The sequence below is a fragment of the Paenibacillus sp. FSL R10-2782 genome, assembly GCF_038592985.1.
Taxonomy (GTDB): Bacteria; Bacillota; Bacilli; order Paenibacillales; family Paenibacillaceae; genus Paenibacillus; species Paenibacillus terrae_C.
Genome location: NZ_CP151951.1, coordinates 3,083,286 through 3,104,930, shown reverse-complemented (window position 1 = coordinate 3,104,930; position 21,645 = coordinate 3,083,286). Strand labels below are relative to the sequence as shown.

Here is a 21,645-nt window from a genome sequence, read left to right as displayed (position 1 = left end):
CGCGGCTGCTTTTGCGTGTATGGGGCGGAATTTGTTGCTTCAATGATTCGTCTCATTCAGGAATGGCTGCCAGCTCCAACGGCTTGCTCCCATGCCAGCATAGCGGATGGAAAGCATTCGATGGCACGGGGGAAGACTCCCTGAACATAGGCGATGAAAATTCCATAGTTCACTATGGGTACACCGGCGGCTTCCGTTTCTGCCATTCGGTGAAGCATGGTACGTCGATTGAGCATGCAGGCCCCGCAGTGAATAACCAGCGCATATTCGCTTAGATCGGTAGGAAAGCTGGAACCGGATGCGTGCTCGATGATGAGACGTTTGCCTATCGTTTGACGGAGCCAACGGGGGATTTTCACACGACCGATATCGTCAGACTGACATTGATGCGTGCAGGCTTCTGCAATGAGTACGCGGTCGCCATCCTTGAGACGGTCAATGGCTCTTGCACCTCGTACGAGTTCGTCAAGGTCACCTTTATGACGGGCGAACAGGATGGAAAAGGAGGTCAGGGGCACATCCTTGGGAGTATCTGCGGCTACCTTCATAAAAGCCTGTGAATCGGTAATGACCAAGCGGGGCTTGCGTCCCAGGCGCTCCAACGTCAGCCGTAGCTCATGCTCTTTGGTCACTACGGCGATGGCATCGCTCTCTAACGTATCGCGGATCGTCTGCTGCTGTGGCAGAATCAGTCGGCCCTTTGGCGCAGCTTTATCGATTGGAACGACAAGCACGACAAAATCGCCGGGCGACAGCAGGTCACCGACGATGCGGAAACGATCCTCATTTTGCGGAATGGCATCCACGATGGCCTTTTTCAGTTCCGCGTCTCCCCATAGCTTAGAGGCACTGAAAGGAATCAGGGATAAATCCAGTTCAGCCCCTAGCGTTGCGGTTATTTTCTCTGTCTCTGCAAGTATATCCGTTTTATTTAATACACCAATGACGGGAATTTTCTTGGTGCGCAGCCTTTCGAGTAAGCCGTGCTCAAATGCGCTGATCCCAACAGTAGCGTCGATGATTAGCAGTGCCAGATCCGTGCTATTTAGTATTTCCAGTGTTTTGTTGCGGCGCAGTGCTCCAATCTCACCCTCGTCGTCCAGTCCGGCGGTATCCACCAGAACAATGGGGCCAACAGGGAGCAGCTCCATCGGCTTGAAAACCGGGTCCGTGGTCGTTCCTCCTACGGGAGATACCACGGCAGCTGGCTGGCCGGTCAGGGTGTTCAGAATGCTGGATTTGCCAGCATTGCGGCGACCGAGCAGGGTGATGTGCGGTCGATTGCTACGGGGGGTATCATTCATTCCCATCATGAATTCCTTCTTCCTGCCCCGGAATACCGGGCTTGGTTACTGCATAGGGATGGCACAAATGCTCAATGCGCGAGCGTGTCAGCAGACCGCGTTCTTCGGTAATATCCTCCGGTGTGCGGCCCTGGGCAATGGCCACTGAAGCAATGGAGGCAGCTTCATCATAGCCAAGCTCCGCGACCAGCGCAGAAGCCATCACAGCGGAGTTACGCAGATTAACTGAACAATGGTCCTCGCATACGATCAGACCGCGTACACATCGTTCATCGAACAGCCGAACTGCGTCGTCCAGAATATGTAGCGATTCCAGCAGCGATTCGGCAATCAGCGGCAGGAACGCGTTCAGCTCTAGCTGCCCGGAGGCAGCCGCCATCGTAATCGCTGCATCTTCGGCTATCACGCGCAACGCCGTTAGTCCGGCCAGTTCAGCCATCACCGGGTTAACCTTGCCTGGCATAATGGATGATCCGGCCTGAACTGGAGGCAGAGTGAACTCACCAATACCGCCGAGAGGACCGGAGGCCAGTAGGCGAAAATCGCCCGATATTTTGAAAAGGTTTACAGCGGCGGCTTTGAGCAGACTGGATACCTCCACAAAGACATCCATATTCTGAATTAGGTCCATCGGGTGGTCACTTCGGCATAGCCCAAAGCCAGTCTCGTGCGCCAGCTTCTCAACCATCCGATAGCTGTAAGCACGAGTCGCATTCATGCCTGTGCCAATCGCTGTACCGCCAATAGGGATTTCCCGCAGCCGTTCCTCGGCTTTGTAAAGCCTCCAGCGGTCACGTGCCACGGCCTTTGCGTAAGCACCAAAGCCTTGCCCGGCCATCATGGGTAGGGCATCCATTAGCTGTGTGCGACCTAGCTTGAGCAGATCCGAATATTCCGTTTCTTTGTGCTGTAAAGACTCTTGTAACGAAGCCATCGCGTCACATAAAGGACGAAGCAACCGAATGGCTGCAATTCGTAATGCTGTTGGATATACATCGTTCGTGGACTGACAGCAGTTCACATCGTCTAGCGGATGTACTAGCTCATACTGTCCGGGTTTTCCACCAAGCCGCATAATCGCCAAATTAGCAATGACCTCGTTGACGTTCATATTGGTGCTGGTGCCTGCACCGCCTTGCAGGGCATCGACTGTGAACATATCCAGATACCGCCCGGCGAGCAATTCATCGCAGGCGTCTATCATTGCAGCCGCCCGGTGGGGAGGGAGCCGATTTTGCTCACAGTTCACCTGAGCGGCTGTCTTCTTCACCAGGACGAAAGCGTGAATCAGCTTCCGGTTTACAGGTCTGCCGCTGACCGCAAAGTTGTTCATCGCACGTGCCGTATGAATGCCGTAACAGGCATTGGCGGGAATCTCCATTTCCCCTAGCGCATCCTGCTCGGTTCGCGTATCCTTTTGCAGAGGAAAGGCTTCGGTCATGTCATAGACCCGTTGCCGGAATGCGTGTCATATGCAGTAACTGACGTGCGCTCGCAGCTCGTTTTTCCTCAACACGAGCCTGAACCAGATCCGGCTCAACCAGCTTGAGGGCACGTGTTGGGCATTTTCCAATGCAGGCGGGACCACCCTCTACGCCTTCACACAGATCACATTTACTGGCAATCATTCGTTCTTTGGGTTGCAAACGTCCTGATACATTGGTATATAGTCCATGCTGAACTACAGCCCGCCCGTCCCGATATTCGGGTACCATGGTGATGGCGCCGTATGGACAGGCAATCATACAGGTTTTACAGCCGATGCAGCTCTCGCTGTTAATGAGAATGGAACCGTCCGCGTTCGTAATGGAGCCGTTCGGACAAGCGTTGGCGCAGGGGGCATCCTCACAGTGACGGCATTGGACAGGGGCAGTGACTCCAAAGGATTTGATGACCTTTAGACGCGGATGAAAATGAAACTCGTCATCTGGCGAAATAAAAGGATTACCCGCTGAATGTGCGATGACACATGCAATTTCACAGGTACGACAACCGATACACTGATCGGGATCAGCTAAAACAAAGCGGTTCATACAATTCGACTCCTTTCTAACTAACAACAAAATACAATGGATACAGTATAAAAAGTTTTGAAATGCATTATTCGTTGGTGCAGAATATGATGGGCACAGGATGAACATGAGCAAGACTCAGCAGCTTCTTTTTAAGCATGGAGAGGGGGGATGTCGCATGGTTCAACCTTTTGGCTTAACGCGCTACTGAATGGAGTTATTTGTACCCTCTTTAGAAAGAACATTACAGCTACGACTTTGCTTGCCTGGTCCACGCTTTTGGAAGGTTGTGTGCAGCAAATGATGCGATACATGACCAAGCGGCTCACCTAAAAATTCATCGTAGAGCTTAATAATATGAGGGTTTTCATGCGATTTTCGCACCTGAAGCCCCGCATCATGTCCATAAATAGAGGATTTGCGTGCCCGGTAAGCTTCAATCCGGTGTTTTTCCAGCATGAGCTTGGGTTGACCACCTCCACTAATACATCCGGCAGGACAGCCCATTACCTCAATAAAATGATAATCACATTCCCCTGCCTGCACACGATCCAGCAGTCCATAGGCATGTTGCAGCCCCGCGACGACCGCTACCTTAAGCTGCAGCTCGCCCACCTGAACCTCCGCGACACGAACGCCTTCCTCGCCGCGTACAAAATCCAGTTGGAGCTTCGGCAGCTTTTCGTTCGTCAGCAGCTCGTAGCCTGTACGGATGGCCGCTTCCATAACGCCTCCGGTCACACCAAAAATGGACCCTGCTCCTGAATAACGTCCTAGCGGTGAATCAAATTCTTCATCTGGCAGATCCATAAAATCAATGCCGCTCTCCTTGATCCAATATGCCAGTTCACGCGTTGTCAGTACCTCGTCCACGTCACGGTAACCGTCGGATTCCATTTCAGGACGATCACATTCGAATTGCTTGCAGGTACAGGGCATGATCGCAACGCTATAAATGCTCGCAGGTTCCACCTCGTCCAGTTGGGCACCATAGGTTTTGACCAGCGAGCCTAACATTTGCATAGGGGATTTACAGCTGGACAAATGGTCCAACAGATCGGGATATTCAATCTCGGCGAACCGAACCCAAGCCGGACAGCAGGAGGTAAACATCGGTAGCGGCCCACCCTCGGTTACACGACGAATCAACTCGGTGCCTTCCTCCATAATGGTGACATCAGCTCCAAAGTTGGTGTCATATACCCGATCAAAGCCAAGACGGCGCAGAGCCGCAGCCATTTTACCTGGTGTGAGCGTGCCAAATGGCATACCAAATTCCTCTGCGATTGATACGCGAATGGCTGGAGCACATTGGACGATCCGGAACTGTCCCGGTTTCGCCATCATGTCGGTTACCTTTTTCAGGCTACAGCTATAGTAGGCAGCGAATAGGGGCTCACCGATGTCAGCAGGCATATCGCGCTCACGCAGACGCTCCTGTCTTCTGCTGTCGGCTACCCATGGGGATGAATCAGCCCAATCGGATGCGTATACGCTGCATATTTGTACACATTGGCCACAGATCACGCAGCGGTCTGCATTCACGGTTTGCGGCTCTCCAGGCTGGCCTTCTATGGCATCTACCGGACAAACCCCTGCACAGCGTCTGCACCCGGTACACATACTGGGGTCAATATGAATAATGGGGTTGGTGTAATCCGTCGTCTCCCTACAAGGAGCCGAAGAGGCATTGTTAGTTGTTATGGACATCTTTTTTCTACCTTTCTGCGGCTGATTTTGGCCTTACAGGCGAGGGAAGAAGACTTCCCGCCGACGCTCGGGAAGCAGATCGGACTCGACTATAGCCAGCCGTAGTACATCGTTTGGACAGGCTTCTACACAGGCAGGCTGTCCTCCGTTTGTGTCTGCGCACAGGTCGCATTTGCCTGCGGCAGTCCGGGGGAGAGGCTTGTGAGCGGCACGGTCGGTCAAGCCGGGCTGCGTCATGGCACGTCCTTCCCGGTAGACGGTAGATACTTCAATGGCACCGAAGGGACAGGCCAAAACACAAGAGGTACAGCCGATGCACAGCTCCTCGTCAATCATGACCACACCGTTCTCCTGTCGAATGGCCTGAACCGGGCAGGCATGTGCGCAGGGTGCATTCTCACAATGCCGGCATTGCACAGGCACATACGTATCCCCGGCGCGTACAACATACACCTTAGGTACGACAGGCACGCTGACGGTTCCGACCGAAGCGCCTATGCCGTTAGCCTGACTGTGAACAGCGAAGCACGCCAGCTCGCAGGCTTTGCAGCCGATACAGTGCCCGGCATCTGCGACTACAAAGGAAGAAGCAACAGCGCTTGTTCTATCGGCTGCTCCCATTCTACTCGTCGGACGGTTCAGCGTATTTCGTGCGCCGCTCATCTCGTCACCTTATCCGCCAAAACAGCTTCCTGGACGTTCATCTGTTTGCGGATCCGTTGGTACGATTCGTGTACATCACGTTCGGCCTGGGTTTGGTCTGCGATCCGTTCCAGCCGGATGGCACAGTATTTTAATTCCGGGGTTTTGGATACCGGATCTAGAAAATCGGCGGTCAGCTCGTTACAAGCTCCAACCCACCAGTGATAGGTCATATAGGTCGCACCGTGTTGTACACGGTCACTGATTTGTGCGCGTGCCATGATGCGTCCACGGCGGGAGGATATGGCGACTATTTCGCCATCCAGAATGTTCAGATCTGCTCCGTCTTCCGGGCTAATTTGAATAAAGCCAGGCTCATCAGACAACTGGCGTAAAGCACGGCAATTGCCAGTCATGGTGCGTACGGAATAATGCCCCACTTCACGGACTGTGGACAAGACAAGCGGGTATTTTGCATCCGGCTGTTCTTGCGGCGGACGCCATTCGCAGGCGAATAATCGGCCTTTGCCACTAGGCGTGGAAAATTGATTTCCTTTGTACAAATACGGTGTGCCTGGATGATCCTCTGTAGGGCAGGGCCACTGTACTCCACCTTGCACCTCCATTTTTTGGTAGCTTGCTCCAGCGAATAACGGGCAGAGGCTTCGCATTTCATCCCAAATTTCCTCTGTGTTTGCATAGGACATAGGGTAGCCCATGGCGGTAGCAACTTCGCTAATAATGGCCCAGTCCGGCTTTACGTCACCTTGCGGCTCGACCGCTTTGCGAATACGCTGAAAGCCGCGGTCTGCCGAGGAATACACACCATCATGCTCGCCCCAGGAGGTAGAAGGGAGGATGACATCGGCGTGCAGCGCCGTTTTGTTCATGAAAATATCCTGTACGACGATAAATTCCATTTTATCCAGCGCTTCACGTAATTCCGCGGCGTTCGGATCACTTTGCACAGGGTCCTCGCCGAAAATATAATAAGCTTTCAGCTTGTTCTCCTTCAGGATGAGGTGCGGTACCTCCGTAAGAGAATATCCTTTTTTACGCGGCAGCTCGACACCCCATGCTTTTTCAAACTTTTTGCGAACTGCGGTGTCTGTTACATCCTGGTAGCCAGGATACACATTCGGCAATGCGCCCATGTCGCAGGAGCCCTGTACATTGTTTTGTCCCCGTACAGGTCCAATGCCCACATTTGGCTTGCCCAGATTTCCGGTCAGTAGAGCAAGCGAGGCAAGACCCTTAACCACATCAACGGCCTGCGAAAACTGGCATACGCCCATCCCGTACAGAATTGTAGCGGTAGGGGCCTTTGCATATTCCCTCATCGCCGCCCGAATATCGGCTGCCTTGACTCCCGTAATGCCTTCCGCGTATTCGGGCGTATATTTTTTAATGCTGTCTACGTATTCTGCAAAGCCTTCTGTATGCGCTTCGATGTACCGTTTGTCATACAGTTCTTCATGCACAAGTACATGGCCAAAAGCGTTTACCAAAGCCATATTCGAACCGCCCTTTAGCGGCAACCACAAATCCGAAATACGGGCGGTTTCGGTCATGCGCGGATCACATACGATGATTTTGGCACCTCTTTGCTTGGCAGCTACAATGCGCCGTGCGACGATGGGATGCGTTTCGGGTGCATTATAGCCGAATACGAAAACAAGATCGGAATGTTCAATTTCAGGAATGGAATTGGACATGGCCCCGTCTCCAAGAGAGTATGTCAGGCCTGCCACAGAAGGGCCGTGGCATACGCGAGCGCAATGGTCAATATTGTTCGTACCGATGACCGCCCGCATGAACTTTTGCATGACATAGTTGGCTTCGTTCCCCGGACCACGTGCGGAACCTGTTCCCATTATGGAATCGGGTCCGTATTTTTCCTTGATGGCTAAAAGGCGTTCAGCAGTATATTGAATGGCTTCTTCCCACTCCACTTCCTCCATGACTCCATTTTTGCGAATCAGGGGCTTGCGCAAGCGTGAGGTCAGAATTTGCGGGTCATTCAGAAAATCCCATCCATAATGTCCTTTCAAACAAAGTGTCCCTTCATTTGTACGACCATCTGCCGGCTCCGCGCCAATTACCTGTCCCTTGTCCACCAGCAAATGAAGCTGACAACCGCTTCCGCAGTAAGGACATACGGTCAATACCTTGTCTGTCATGTGTGCAGCACCTCTTTTATTATGAAATAGATGAAGCTCGTAACATGAAAAAAAGCCAATACAAAAATGCCGCTTTACGCTGCACCCTGTACTGGCTTATCGGCGGGCGAGGAGACAAGCTCCTTCCCGCTAATCCAACCGGTGTATGTGTTGTAGTTCGAGAGTAATGATAATGTGTCCGTCTCCATGGACGGAGGGACAGACCTCCCAGGTGTAAGTAAACGGACTGCCGAGTGTATTTTCCGCTTCGCTCATAAACTCCTTTTCCAGATAAGGTCGAAGGACGTTCCAATATTCCCTGACCTTGTCCTCGGCCCCTTCATGAACGAGAATTTCGGACAGGTTGGATAATGTTCCTCGAATTTCTACCGTAATCCGGAGTGGCGAATCCAGTGAAACCTTGACGTTGTCCGGTCCTTTTCCCCGGTAATGCTTGACAATGCATACGGCCAGCTTCCTGATGCGCTCACGATATTCCCATTCGGTATTCAACATCTGGACACTCCGCTTCGAATCAAAATAAAAGCGTGCTTGCCGCACATGCCGGACAGCCTGTGTAGCTGATTTGCAGCAGAACGCACCCGTCCCGCCCAAGGTGGTCTGCCCAGCACGGCGTATCACCCTTCTATGGTAGAACAGGTTGACCAGGAAAGATGTGAAATTCATTACACTGAGCCATAATTTTACATAGATTGGGTTGGGGGACGTGATTGGCGGTTAGGGAGGTCAACCGAATGACTTTAGTTTAGTGGCCAGCATATATGAAAAAGCCCTCTTAAATGGAGGGCTTTTTCGGAGAGTTTTTACTTTTTTACAAAAATGGAATATTGGTCCATATCCCATTTTTATCGTAATTCACTTTTTTCCATTACAGCAAAGTAATTTTCTTCATTATCAGCAAAGTTAAATACCCTTCCGAAGGGCATATTTACAATTTCTCCAACTTTGACATTTTTATTGGATAAATCGCCATGTAATTTATCGAGATTTTCCGAAAAAAACATTAAAGAGGGTGTACCGAGATTTAGTTCAGGCGACATTTTAGCGACGAACTCCTTATTATGGAGAACGATACTTGTTTCTGCACCCTTTGCAGGAGCAATTTCAATCCATCTCATTTCTTGGCCGTTATTTTCTTCAGAAATTACATTAAATCCTACTGTTTCTGTCCAAAAATCCAATGACTCATTTTGGTTATTTACATACAACATAATTTGACCGACTTTACTAATCATTGATTTTTCCACTCCTTTGTATAAGTAATTACCCAACTCGATGATCCTAATCCTTACTATAGGTACAAGTTTCTTTACTGAACCAGACGCCAATATTACTACTACATACAGAGCTGACTTGTGGAATAATTTACTATTGTCATTCACAAAACTAATCTTGTGGTCTATTTAGTTTTTTTTCTTTTTCAACTATTGTCTGTTCATATCTTGCAATTTTATAATCCATGCGTTCCAACACGTTCTTCATGTCTTCCATTCTTGTTATAAGCTGCTTACGTTGCTCGATTAGCAGTTCTTTTCTAGCATCCATGGTTTCATCACCCTGTTGAAACAACCCAACATACTCAATCAAAATTTCAACTGGAAGTCCTACGGCTCGCATACATTTGATGTATTCAACCCACCTGCAGTCTTCTTCCGTATAATCCCTGATTCCGCTTTTATTGCGGTTCACACGTGGAATAAGTCCGATGCGTTCATAATAGCGGAGTGTATCCTGTGACAGATCAAATTTTTTACTTACTTCTGCGATCAGCATGCAGATTTCACCTCCCAATTTCCGCAAAAGAACGCCCCATATAAATGGACAGGGCGTTCTTGTCGTTTCTTATATCAAAACTGTAATCGCATCAAAATTTACTGGGCTCCAATTACCGGATGAGGAACATACGGTTCCTCCAGTAACGCAATTTCTTCAGGTGTTAACGTAATCGAGAGCGCAGCTGCCGCATCTTCGAGATGAGTCGTTTTCGTAGCACCGATAATGGGAGCTGTTACCGGTTCTTTCTGCAGCAACCAGGCAAGTGCGATTTGGACACGGGGAACTCCACGTTGTTCTGCGATTGCCGCAACCTGATCCACGATCAATCGATCAGTATGTGCAGTCGCATCATATTTAGATTTCGCAACTTGATCGGTTTCGGAACGATGTGTTGTTTCCTGCGCATCACGCGTCAATCTTCCTCCTGCAAGAGGGCTGTATGGGACCACACCGATTTTTTCTTCCTTACAAAGCGGCAGCATCTCCCGCTCCTCTTCACGATATAAGAGGTTTAAATGATTCTGCATCGATACAAACCGGGTCCATCCATTTTTCTCAGCTACATGTAACGCCTTCAGAAACTGCCATGCGTACATGGCAGAAGCACCAATATATCTTGCCTTCCCGGCCTTCACAACATCATGTAATGCTTCCATCGTCTCTTCGATGGGAGTATTATAATCCCAGCGGTGAATTTGGTACAGATCCACATAATCTGTTCCCAGTCTCTTAAGGCTTTTATCTATTTCACTCATGATTGCCTTTCGGGAAAGTCCCGCACCGTTTGGACCTTGATGCATACGGAAATGAACCTTCGTCGCGAGGACAATTTCATCTCGATTCGCATAATCCTTTAAAGCACGCCCAACAATTTCCTCGCTTGTTCCGTCTGAATATACATTCGCAGTATCAAAAAAATTGATACCAAGCTCCAGGGCCTTTTTTATAATTGGACGACTGCGCTCTTCATCGAGTATCCATGGATGAATCCACCGCTCTGCAACACCAAAGCCCATACAGCCAAGACAAAGCCGGGATACATCCAAGCCGGTATTTCCAAGTTTCACATATTCCATTTGATTGTTCCTCACTTTCCTAGGTATTGTTTCCTTCAAATGTAGTTTACTCCGGATTACTCTTCACCTACTTACATCCGATATTATTACATTTGGAGTTAACTCCAAGTCAAGCGATTTTTTTACTATGCAGTGCATTAAAAATCGGTCGATCTGTTGACAAAATGGTCTACGAACCCAGAGGTTAACATCATCGTGTATAGCGTAATGTTTTTGTCAAATACGGGGTATTGAGGAAACTGAGAAAAAAATATAGAGAATCACACTCTCCGTTGACAGCAAAGGTTAGCGGAGAGTGTTTTTTGTTTTGTTTCATGCCAAAAATTGAATATTATATTGGTTGCATAGTATATTGACATATGGTTAATTTTTACTAAGCTGTTGAACGTAATGCTTGCGGCTAACCGATATCAGTTAGATGTGAGTGATGTACTTAAACGTTTTGAAACGGTTATTGACTCTTTTGTGCAACAGGGACAGCTATCTCCTGACATGTATGCTAAACAAGTAGTACCAGAACAATCAACGCGTTTTGAATTTGAACTGGCCAAATATTACTTGAATAAAGGAAGATACTCACAAGGCTTCGAATACTTGCTAGACGTTTTATCTAAATCATTAGCCATTAATAAAGAAACTTTTTTTATTAGGTGTATAGCATTATTTGAACAATTTAAAAAGTTTGCAGACGTTAAGGCTCATGTGAAGTACGAAAGTTTAGTGAGTGAAGGAAAAAGAGAAAGATTATTTTGTTATTGGTAGTAACTACTGTTTTATTCATGTTAAATTCAAATCCTGTACGTAAATATTATTGATAAGATCTGGATAAACAATGTTGAGAAAATGGGTTCTTCTGATCGTCGCAGCTAGCTTTCTGTTTATCGTGAATGGACCTAATCATGCTTCTAACCAGCACCATAGTATTCAGCTTCACGATACCATTGGAGGATACTAAACGGATAGGAACAAAAAAAGCTCTGCTAACCTTAATGGGTCGGCAGAGCTTTTTGTCTAGTCAGTTCTATAGCGATCTTCGAAGTACTTGATAAAATCAATTACACTGTCGTGCTGATTCTCAGGAATTAATATTATCTTTGAGACACCAAAATATCCAATTGAGGATATTCAGAATTCATACTTTTGTACAATCGGATATAATAAGAATTTCGACCGACATTGTAGTAATCGGTTAAAGAGAGATTACCTAAAGACAGGTCTTCGGCCCATTTACTCTGATCTCTTCCTCGTGGTCGCTCCTTTTCAACTGGCGTACCGTATGCCAATTGCATTTTAGAACTAATTTTAAAGAAACGATCTATATAGTTTTGCATGTTACTAAATTTTTCAGGAAATAAAATCTGTCCGTCAATCAGTTTAGTGCTGTTTTTATTATTCCCGGATAGGATATAAGTGTAAACTGCTTTGTACCCGTTGTATTCACCTTTGTAGTCCAAATAAGTATAGTACATATTACTCATACCATAATCATCCAATTCAGTGACTGCATTAATGAGGGGCAGTGTTTCAGACCTTTTAATTTGCTGAACTGTCATACCCCATACAGCATTTCTAAAATCTTTCCCTTGCAATTCTGGAGGGGTGTTTTGGTTTTTATTTGGTGCAACTCCAATCCATGCGTACTGTTCTGTTGCGTTACTGCCAAACGGTCTCCCAAGCGCCTGAGAAATGGCGCGCAGAGGAAGGTAAGTTACTCCATTGTATGATTTAGACCTAACAGGCATACGAATTTCTTTTCCGTTGATATACATATTTTTATCACCCACGACAAAGGTAATCGTGTTATTTGAATTTGTTATTGTTACTCGATCAGAAATATCGGGATCTACCGCAGCTGTGTAGCCTAATTTTTTTAACAGCGGAACAGCTGGAATCATCAGGGTATTACTTTCCATGCGAGGGGCAGATTGGAGCGTCACAATCTTTCCATCCAAAAAAATACGATAATTCGACGAGTTCGCATGTATTGTTGGAATCGTTCCAAAATAGACCACACAAATGAATAATAGGACAAGAAGGCGCTTCATAATAATCTCCTCTTTCTGGTATTTCATGAATTTGCAAATGCTCATTTTATAAGTAGTCTATCAGACCTAGGAATATTTTTCTATCTGCAAATTTATTGAACGGAACATATGTTTCTATTGTAATTTGTACGTAGCGTTGTCACCTTAAAACACAAGCAGAAGTAAAGTGAAGCTGTCCGCTGGGAAATACTTATGAGATATTTATCCTAGAACTAAATACCTAGTTTCATATGATGAGGAGTAATCTTGTGGCCTTATTCCACCTTATAGCCTTAACCTATCACTTCTATAGATATCATATCTTGGATCAATCAAGCATGCCGTGGTATATTGTTGACATCCAAGAGAAAGCCGTACAGCCTTCTCTACACTAGGTTCGAAAAACATAGGGGTGAATGTTGATGAGCAAAAAGACCATGTTCGAGAAAATTTGGGATAACCATGTCATCTATCAAGAAGAGGGAAAGCCAAGTATTTTGTATATTGACCTTCACTTGGTACATGAGGTAACCTCGCCGCAGGCGTTTGAGGGGCTTCGTCTGAGCGGACGCAAGGTGCGTCGTCCAGAGCTTACGTTTGCGACAATGGACCATAACGTGCCAACGAAGGATCGTTACAATATTAAGGACCCGATTTCCAAACAGCAGATTGATACATTGACTCAAAATTGTCGTGATTTCGGTGTCACACTGTATGATTTGGATACGATTGATCAAGGTGTCGTTCACGTTATGGGGCCGGAGCTTGGTCTGACTCATCCGGGTAAAACCATTGTTTGCGGTGACAGCCACACCTCCACTCATGGCGCGTTCGGAGCGCTCGCTTTTGGTATCGGAACCAGCGAAGTAGAGCATGTAATGGCAACGCAATGTCTCCAGCAAGCAAAAGCAAAAACAATGGAAGTTCGCTTTGTGGGTCGCCGCAAGCCGGGTGTGACAGCAAAGGATATGATTTTGGGTGTCATCGCCAAATACGGCACGGATTTCGCTACCGGTTATGTTATCGAGTATACAGGTGAATCCATCCGCGAATTGAGCATGGAAGAGCGCATGACCGTGTGCAACATGTCCATTGAAGGCGGAGCCAGAGCCGGTATGATTGCACCGGACGAAACAACCTTTAGCTACTTGCGTGGTCGTGAGCATGTAGCGCAGGGAGCTGCTTTCGAGCAGGCAGTTGCCGAGTGGAAAGAGCTTGTAACAGATGAGGGTGCTGAGTTTGACGTTGTGCTGGAGTTTGATGTGGATTCTCTTATTCCACAAGTAACCTGGGGGACTAGCCCAGGCATGGGTACAGATATTTCCGCTACCGTACCGATTCCGGCAGAATTGCCGACAGAAAACGAACGTAAAGCTGCTGAAAAAGCGCTTGAATATATGGATTTGAAGCCAGGCACACCGATCACAGATATTGCTATTGATTATGTGTTTATCGGTTCATGCACAAATGGACGGATTGAAGATCTGCGTGCTGCGGCTGAGGTTGCCAAGGGCTACCAGGTATCCGACAGGGTAACAGCAATCGTCGTACCAGGCTCAGGCCGTGTGAAAATTCAGGCCGAGGAAGAAGGACTGGACGTCATTTTCAAGGAAGCAGGCTTTGAGTGGCGTGAAGCAGGATGCAGCATGTGCCTTGCGATGAATCCAGACGTGCTTCAACCGGGACAGCGCTGTGCGTCGACCTCCAACCGTAACTTTGAAGGACGTCAGGGGCGTGGAGGACGGACTCACCTCGTATCTCCGGCAATGGCAGCCGCTGCGGCGATTCATGGGCATTTTGTCGATGTACGGGACTGGAAATTCAAGCGGGAAGCAGTAGTCCACTAGAATACAGAGGAGGAATTTACGATGGAAGCATTCACAACATTAAAAGGAATCGTAGCGCCTGTGGATCGGGTGAACGTAGATACAGATGCTATTATCCCCAAGCAGTTTTTAAAAAGAATCGAGCGCACAGGTTTTGGACAGTTTCTGTTTTACGAGTGGCGTTTTGATGAAGAGGGAAATATCAATCCTGAATTTGAACCGAACAAGCCTCGCTATGCAGGGGCATCTGTGCTGATTTCTCGCGCCAACTTTGGCTGCGGCTCCTCCCGTGAGCATGCGCCGTGGGCGATCATGGACTATGGATTTCACTGCGTAATCGCACCGTCTTATGCGGATATCTTCTATAATAACTGTTTTAAAAATGGTATTTTGCCCATCAAGCTGTCTGAGGAGCAAGTAGAGGAGCTGTTTCAACGCACAGCGAAGCATGATAACTACGAATTGAACGTAGACCTGAATGAAAAAACAATTAGCGACGATTATGGTCTGCATATTGATTTTGATCTGGATGAGCATCGCCGTCAATTTTTGCTGCAAGGTTTGGATGACATTGGCTTGACGCTCCAGCATGAGGCTGAAATTCTGGCTTATGAACAGAAGCGTGCTGCCAAGCAAGGCGCATAATTCCAAATCGGTATGAGTTTGTAGGGATAAAGTGAACTGGTTTGTTGGACAAAAAGCCCGTACTGGCAATTCTTTTGCCTGCGGGCTTTTGTCATGTTCATAAGATAAATTGGTAAATAAGGGGTTGACGGTTCGATTCAGCATGGTATGGTAATGTAAAATGGCTAAAGGACTATCCCTATGCAATAGCACAAAAAATACATATCTAAGTTAGGGGAATGAGGATGAAGAAATATGGTTGGTTGATACTGGCGGCTGTCTTGATTTGGTTGTGGCCGTTCTCTTCTCATGTGAATGCTGCTGGAGCAGATTTATTTTTAGATGGAAAAAGAATAGAAGCACCCGCAGATGCCAAGCCTGAAATGGTCAATGGAAAAGTCATGGTTCCGCTTCGAGTGGTTGGTGAACAGCTTGGATATCAATTTAAATGGGAACCACAAGCCTATAAAATCTCAATCCAAAAAAACAGCACGGATATGTCTATGTATGTGGGTCGTACATCGGCTGATGTGAATGGAAAAACGGTCAATTTGGATGCACCTCCTGTGCTACGTGGTAACTCCACCATGGTTCCGTTACGTTTTGTCGGGGAGCAAATGGGGTTGAAGGTAGATTGGAATAATAAAAATAAATCCGTAAATCTTAGTCAAAAAGTGACAGCCCAGCAGACAGAAAAACAGTCTCAATCCCAAAAATCATCACAAGCGCAGACACAGATCACGAGTACACAAAAAACGTCTACGGCGACAACAACGACTACAAAGCTGACTGGATCAGACAAGCTTACACAGGATGGACTCGCATCATCCAAGCAGCAGGATTCAGAACAGCTACAAGCAAATACCCTACAGGTGCAAAACATTACCTTTCAGGATGAAGCATTACAGATTTCATTGAACAGGGATATAACGCCCAAAGTGACCAAGATGACAGGACCTGACCGTATTGTTGTAGATCTGGCAGAAGCTGTGCTTACGTCGGAGCTTTCTCAGCAGTTTCCGCTTCGTAGCGATGGATTACGAGTTCTGGATAATATTGACAGAGAAGACGTGCAGGAAGTTAGGTTTGCTCCCGCCGATGGACAAAAGGGCGGCGTCCGCATTGTAATTGCTTTAAACCAGGTACGTGATTACGAGCTTTCAACTAACGGCACAGGTAAAATCACACTCCAATTGCGTGAGCGCAGTGTTGATCAGGTTGTGACACCAACCAACAGCGGCGGACGGAAAATAGTCGTCATTGATCCAGGGCATGGTGGCAAAGACCCTGGAGCAGGCAGTATCACTGGAAGACACGAAAAGGAGTTTGCACTGGCTGTAGGGTTAAAGGTCAAGCAGCTCTTGCAAAATGATCCTGATATTCAGGTAGTCATGACCCGCGATGGAGATACGTATCCTACGCTGGATGAACGCCCCCAACTAGCAAACGAACAGCAGGCGCGTGTGTTTGTTTCGATCCATGGAAACAGTATGCTGGCCTCCAATAAAGGAAAAGCCAACGGTTCTGAAACCTACTATGCACGTCAGGAAAGTCTGGGACTGGCAACAACGATGCATAAGCATCTTGTAGCAGCTACCGGATTTAAGGATAACGGGATTAAGGTGGCGAATCATATCGTGACGAGAAAGGCCCAAATGCCAGCCGTGTTGCTGGAATGTGGCTACCTTAGCAATCTGTCTGATGAAGCAGCCATGTTCTCGGAAGAAACACAGGAAAGGATTGCGGAAGGGATTGTGGACGGTCTAAAGGAATATCTGGGGACTGTGACGGTCAACGACACGAGTGATTCTATCAACTTATAATTTTGAGAATTTTAAATGAGAAAAGCTGCTTTTCGTCCCTAGCTATGTTTAGGGAGGAAGCAGCTTTTTTTGTAATCGGGCAATGACTTTAGCCGCAAAGCGAATGAACTATAATTTTAGCTAAAATTCGACAAAACTAGTTCTTTGGCACGTATATTTCTGTTATGATGGAATATATTCGCAACTTTTGGTGTGGAATAACGTCTAATGGGTTGTCTGATATTACATAAGCGCGTATATCAGGTCGCCGCACCGGAGCATGTGGCAAAAAAATTATGAATGGAAGGGTGACGAATGAAGAAATTTGGTTTTTTGTTGTTATTATTTGTCTTCATGTGGGCGGTTCCGGGTTATGGACATGCGGCTTCGAGTGGAACACAAATCTATCTCGATGATCAACAGTTAAGTGTCCCGAGCGGTGCTAAGGCACAAGTGATTGGCGGAAGTACAATGGTTCCGCTACGCGTAATTTCTGAAAATTTAGGTTATGACGTGACATGGAAGCAGCAGGCGCGAACCATAACGATTGAGAAGGACAGTACCTCGATCCGAATGATAATCGGAAGCAAGACGGCGACTGTCAATGGAAGCGACATTAGTCTGGATGCTTCGCCTCTGCTGCGTTCCAATTATGCCCTTGTACCGCTTCGCTTTATCGGCGAGCAAATGGGACTGGACGTAAAATGGGACAGTAGCTCCAAGTCCGTAAAATTATATACCCGTAGTAGCGGGTCGGGAAACGGGGAATTTACTCCTCCTAAATCCGGGAATAGCAGCACAGGTACAGGAAGTGTAACTGTACCAACGAATAATGCCAGTTCAGGTGTCATCCAGGTACAGGGAGTCAGTTTCAGTCAAAACCGCTTAACTATTACGACTACGGATGCAGTGAAGCCACAAGCATTTACAATGACTGCTCCTGATCGAGTAGTTGTGGATTTGCCCGCTACGGCGTTTGCTGACAACTTTGGGGCTCAGCAAAAGCTGGACAGCAGCCTGAATGGTTCACTGGATATTCAAAATGAAGCAGATGTATCTGGTATCCGTTATGCTTTATTTCAAAAGGAACCTTCAACGGTTCGCGTTGTTATTGATCTGAAGCATGCCATGAATTATACCGCATACAATGACGGCTCGAATCGAGTTATCGTCGATCTGGCATCGGAGGATTCAGTGAATACAACAACTGACGCTACCTTACCAGATGGTTCACAGCCGGATGATACACAGACCTCACCAGTTAATAGCAATGGCAAAAAAGTCGTTGTTATTGATGCCGGTCATGGAGCGAAGGATTCCGGAGCCGTTGGGATTTCGAGAAAAAATTACGAAAAGACCTTCAACTTGGCTATGGCTCTGAAAGTAGAAAGCATTTTGAAGCAGAACCCTAATCTTGAGGTTGTGTTGACACGCAGCGATGATACGTTTTTGGAGCTTAAACAGCGCGTTAAAGTGGCTGAAAATCTCAATGCCAACGTATTCGTGTCCATTCACGCTAACAGCAGCGGCAGCTCGGCTTCCAACGGTACAGAGACGTATTACCAGCGTAGTGCAAGCAAAGCGTTTGCGGACGTCATGCATAAGTACTTTGCACCAGCGACAGGTTTGACAGATCGGGGCATTCGTTATGGAAATTTCCATGTCATTCGGGAAACGACGATGCCTGCTGTTTTGCTTGAGGTAGGATATCTCAGTAATGCGAAAGAGGAAGCCACACTGTTTGATGAAGATTTCCAAAACCGGGTAGCTCAAGGGATTGCAGATGGCATCACAGAGTATCTTGGTGTAAAATAAATCTTCAACAAATCGCTTGCCAACGTCAAGCAAGGAGGGGGACATATGAACAAGAAAATTGTAATCGCAGGTCTGCTGGCACTATTTGCTATTGCAGGTGCAGGCTGCGCCTCCAAGGAGACAGCCGCTCCTGCTGCTCCATCTCAGGAAACGAAAACGTCTGCGGCGCAAAATAGCACACCAGAACAAACGGCCCCTGATTCATCGACTCAGTCTGCTGAAAATAACGGAGCGAGTCAAACACCTGCATCCACGTCAACCGAGCCTACAAACACCAAGACGGATACGGTAAAATCAGGAGACCGCCAAACTCAACAGATCACGGTGTACTACACCGATACACAAGAGACAGGCTTGAAGGAACAGAAAAAGGAAATTACCTACCCAAGCGAGCTGGAAAAATTCCAAAAGGCGTTTGAAGCTCTGCAAAAGAGTGGGAATTCTGCACTGATACCTTTATGGTCTGACAAAATCTCTGTGCATAAAATCAAATTGGACAATGGAGCATTGACGCTTGATATTTCCTTGCCTGATGAGGCTCGTCTGGGTGCAGGCGGCGAGGAATTGGCTATCGACGCTTTGAAGAAAACGATGTTCCAGTTCAAGGAAGTCAAAACACTGGATTTGCTTGTAGATGGTCAATCCCTGGAATCCTTAATGGGACATGTAGACCTGGATCATCCGATGAACCGTTAACAGATCAGACTGTATGAAAATTTCTTGGGAATTACACACTTTTCACGTGCAATCTGTGACAGTTAATGTTAATATAGGAGTGTATTTCTCGCCTATGCAGGCAGTCATGCACAAATAGTATTCGTTTCTTTCCGGATGATTATTTAGAGTGACCGTCTTGATGCGGGCTATCCCGTATCAAGACGTTTTTTTTGGTAGGAGGTAGGATTCCGTGAATGCAGCAACCGCACGTCATATATTGGACACCATCGGTACGATGTTTCCGGATGCCCATTGTGAGTTGAACCATGACAATGCTTTTGAATTAACGATTGCTGTGTTATTGTCCGCTCAATGCTCCGATCAGATGGTGAATAAAGTAACGGCAGACCTGTTTCAAAAATACAAGACACCCGAGGATTATTTGGCTGTTCCCATTGAAGAACTGGAGCAGGATATCCGTAGAATCGGCTTGTACCGGAACAAGGCTAAGCATATTCATAACCTGTGCCTTTTATTGATAGACCAGTACGGGGGAGAAATACCGTCTGAGCATGATGAGTTGGTCAAGCTACCCGGTGTTGGGCGCAAGACGGCTAATGTCGTTGTATCCACCGCTTTTAATGTACCAGCCATTGCGGTAGATACGCATGTAGAGCGTGTTTCCAAACGACTGGGCTTTGCGGGATGGGACGATTCAGTGCTAGAGGTGGAAAAAAAGCTGATGAAAAGGGTACCTAGGGACGAATGGTCCTTGACCCATCACAGGCTCATTTTTTTCGGCCGCTATCACTGCAAAGCGCAAAACCCCCAATGTCAGGTATGTCCGTTGCTCGATGTATGCAGGGAAGGCAAGAAACGTATGAAAACGTCCCGGATCAGGAAAGATAAGGAACGTAGAGCTTAAAGACCCCGCAGAGATTACGAGGGTTTAACCATTTATATGTAGAAAAGGATGAAGAGTATGAAATGCATTTCGGTATATACAGACAATTTTGAGGCTTTTTCCGATATTTTTGAGCAAATCGTAACATCGGAGTTTGCTGAAAACGAAGAGCGCGAGCTTGAAGGAATCACGGTTAGCCATTCTGGTGATGTACCTGAGTATTATCTGGAGCGTATGTCCCAAAAGTCGGAAGTAGTCGTAATGAAGGATAAATCCCGCGGAATTACGATTTTGCAGCATGGTCAAGTATTCGAAATTTTGCTGCCAGTGCTTGAGACGGCAACAAATTAAGTTTAATTAGCGGACATGCTTGCATGTTCCGCCGTAGGCGGCTCGGCTGGTCTAACCAGCCTGGGGGCGCATGGTGTATAACTTACAGAGGAGTTATTCTTAAATGAGCATTTATGATTATTCAGCCGTTGCAATGAACGGCAAGCAAATCGCCCTTAGAGATTTTAAAGATAAAGTGGTGTTGATTGTAAATACGGCCAGCCAGTGCGGGTTTACATTTCAATATCAGGATTTGCAGCGTTTGTACGATCACTATAAGGATAGAGGTTTGGTGATTCTCGGCTTTCCGTGTAATCAGTTTGCCGATCAGGAGCCGGATTCCAATGACAACGTGCATACATTTTGTACCCTGAATTATGGTGTTGCGTTCCCTATGTTCCAAAAGGTGGATGTACGTGATAAGCATGCTCACCCGTTGTTTACATATCTTGCCTCGTCGTTGCCCTTTGAGGGCTTTGATGAAACGCATTCGGTTGCCAAAATACTTATTCCTTTAATTCATGAGCGTCATCCTGAATACTTGGCTGGAGATTCGATCAAATGGAATTTCACAAAATTCCTGATTGATCGGAACGGGAAAGTGGTCAAACGCTTTGAGGCGACGACCGATCCTCTGGATATGGAAGAGGATATTGAAGCGTTGCTGTAAAGATCAGTTTTGGACAGAATGAGATGAACTTATTGGTATTATTGATAAAAAGGCGGTTTCCCAAAGTCATGTACATGGCGGGGAGCGCCTTTTTTTAACATCTTTTTAATTCAGGATTTTACAAAATTAGATTCAGCCGCTCCAAGGTGTAATGTATAGACGAATAAAATCAATTCGATACATATATTACTGATGTCACGGCGATTTGTGGATTTTTGCAAAATCCTTAACTGTGATGATTCTCACAGCGTCTAAGGAATGCTACAATAAAGCTATTTGAGGCAGCTAAGGGA

At 46.9% G+C, this 21,645-nt stretch carries 20 protein-coding genes; 9 read left to right on the top strand and 11 right to left on the bottom strand.

Translation table 11 applies throughout. The annotated features are described in order from the left end of the window. Positions 1-56: 56 nt before the first annotated feature. From hydF to NST83_RS13845, 10 genes are all read right to left on the bottom strand, one after another. The gene (gene hydF / locus NST83_RS13890; protein WP_342417957.1) at positions 57-1,310 is read right to left on the bottom strand and encodes a [FeFe] hydrogenase H-cluster maturation GTPase HydF; all 1,254 of its coding nucleotides are present in this window, start codon (positions 1,308-1,310) and stop codon (positions 57-59) included. Then, positions 1,297-2,745 (bottom strand): aspartate ammonia-lyase, encoded by a 1,449-nt coding sequence (locus tag NST83_RS13885; protein ID WP_342414636.1) that lies wholly within the window; start codon positions 2,743-2,745, stop codon positions 1,297-1,299. The genes hydF and NST83_RS13885 overlap by 14 nt, the downstream gene beginning before the upstream one ends. Position 2,746: 1 nt before the next feature. Beyond that, a complete protein-coding gene (locus NST83_RS13880) occupies positions 2,747-3,337 on the bottom strand; it encodes a 4Fe-4S dicluster domain-containing protein (RefSeq protein WP_137063397.1) in 591 nt (196 codons plus the stop codon). A gap of 183 nt (positions 3,338-3,520) precedes the next feature. Then, positions 3,521-5,026: a [FeFe] hydrogenase, group A gene (locus tag NST83_RS13875; protein ID WP_342414635.1), complete on the bottom strand. Its 1,506-nt coding sequence runs from the start codon at positions 5,024-5,026 to the stop codon at positions 3,521-3,523. Between the two features lie 33 nt (positions 5,027-5,059). Continuing rightward, positions 5,060-5,689, bottom strand: coding sequence for a 4Fe-4S dicluster domain-containing protein (locus NST83_RS13870; protein ID WP_342414634.1), 630 nt, complete (start codon positions 5,687-5,689; stop codon positions 5,060-5,062). Beyond that, positions 5,686-7,848, bottom strand: a complete 2,163-nt coding sequence (gene fdhF, locus NST83_RS13865; RefSeq protein WP_342414633.1) for a formate dehydrogenase subunit alpha — start codon at positions 7,846-7,848, stop codon at positions 5,686-5,688. The genes NST83_RS13870 and fdhF overlap by 4 nt, the downstream gene beginning before the upstream one ends. Before the next feature lie 129 nt (positions 7,849-7,977). Next, positions 7,978-8,469 (bottom strand): DUF2294 domain-containing protein, encoded by a 492-nt coding sequence (locus NST83_RS13860; protein ID WP_252361810.1) that lies wholly within the window; start codon positions 8,467-8,469, stop codon positions 7,978-7,980. A 224-nt stretch (positions 8,470-8,693) separates the two neighbouring features. Continuing rightward, positions 8,694-9,083, bottom strand: a complete 390-nt coding sequence (locus NST83_RS13855; protein ID WP_137063393.1) for a VOC family protein — start codon at positions 9,081-9,083, stop codon at positions 8,694-8,696. 151 nt (positions 9,084-9,234) lie between these two features. Further along, entirely contained in the window at positions 9,235-9,621 is a 387-nt protein-coding gene (locus NST83_RS13850; protein WP_342414632.1) for a MerR family transcriptional regulator, read from the bottom strand. Positions 9,622-9,719: 98 nt separating this feature from the next. Further along, positions 9,720-10,700, bottom strand: coding sequence for an aldo/keto reductase (locus tag NST83_RS13845; protein ID WP_342414631.1), 981 nt, complete (start codon positions 10,698-10,700; stop codon positions 9,720-9,722). Between the two features lie 390 nt (positions 10,701-11,090). Between NST83_RS13845 and NST83_RS13840 the strand changes: the two genes are divergently transcribed. Further along, entirely contained in the window at positions 11,091-11,462 is a 372-nt protein-coding gene (locus NST83_RS13840; RefSeq protein WP_342414630.1) for a hypothetical protein, read from the top strand. Between the two features lie 326 nt (positions 11,463-11,788). Here the strand turns inward: NST83_RS13840 and NST83_RS13835 are convergent, their stop codons facing one another. Then, positions 11,789-12,745, bottom strand: coding sequence for a copper amine oxidase N-terminal domain-containing protein (locus tag NST83_RS13835; RefSeq protein WP_342414629.1), 957 nt, complete (start codon positions 12,743-12,745; stop codon positions 11,789-11,791). A 401-nt stretch (positions 12,746-13,146) separates the two neighbouring features. On the opposite strand from NST83_RS13835, the gene leuC reads away from it, so the two are divergent. From leuC to NST83_RS13795, 8 genes are all read left to right on the top strand, one after another. After that, the gene (gene leuC / locus NST83_RS13830) at positions 13,147-14,571 is read left to right on the top strand and encodes a 3-isopropylmalate dehydratase large subunit (protein WP_342414628.1); all 1,425 of its coding nucleotides are present in this window, start codon (positions 13,147-13,149) and stop codon (positions 14,569-14,571) included. A 21-nt stretch (positions 14,572-14,592) separates the two neighbouring features. Further along, complete coding sequence (leuD, locus tag NST83_RS13825) at positions 14,593-15,195, top strand: 3-isopropylmalate dehydratase small subunit (RefSeq protein ID WP_342414627.1); 603 nt, start codon at positions 14,593-14,595, stop codon at positions 15,193-15,195. A 224-nt stretch (positions 15,196-15,419) separates the two neighbouring features. Beyond that, on the top strand, positions 15,420-16,997 hold the full coding sequence (locus NST83_RS13820) for an N-acetylmuramoyl-L-alanine amidase family protein (protein WP_342414626.1): 1,578 nt from the start codon (positions 15,420-15,422) through the stop codon (positions 16,995-16,997). Between the two features lie 294 nt (positions 16,998-17,291). Next, the gene (locus tag NST83_RS13815; protein ID WP_342414625.1) at positions 17,292-18,791 is read left to right on the top strand and encodes an N-acetylmuramoyl-L-alanine amidase family protein; all 1,500 of its coding nucleotides are present in this window, start codon (positions 17,292-17,294) and stop codon (positions 18,789-18,791) included. Positions 18,792-18,836: 45 nt separating this feature from the next. Further along, entirely contained in the window at positions 18,837-19,487 is a 651-nt protein-coding gene (locus tag NST83_RS13810; protein ID WP_137063384.1) for a GerMN domain-containing protein, read from the top strand. Positions 19,488-19,698: 211 nt separating this feature from the next. Beyond that, entirely contained in the window at positions 19,699-20,373 is a 675-nt protein-coding gene (nth, locus tag NST83_RS13805; protein WP_342414624.1) for an endonuclease III, read from the top strand. Between the two features lie 57 nt (positions 20,374-20,430). After that, positions 20,431-20,703 (top strand): NAD/NADP transhydrogenase alpha subunit, encoded by a 273-nt coding sequence (locus tag NST83_RS13800; RefSeq protein WP_137063382.1) that lies wholly within the window; start codon positions 20,431-20,433, stop codon positions 20,701-20,703. A 103-nt stretch (positions 20,704-20,806) separates the two neighbouring features. Beyond that, entirely contained in the window at positions 20,807-21,352 is a 546-nt protein-coding gene (locus NST83_RS13795; protein WP_342414623.1) for a glutathione peroxidase, read from the top strand. Positions 21,353-21,645: the final 293 nt, after the last annotated feature.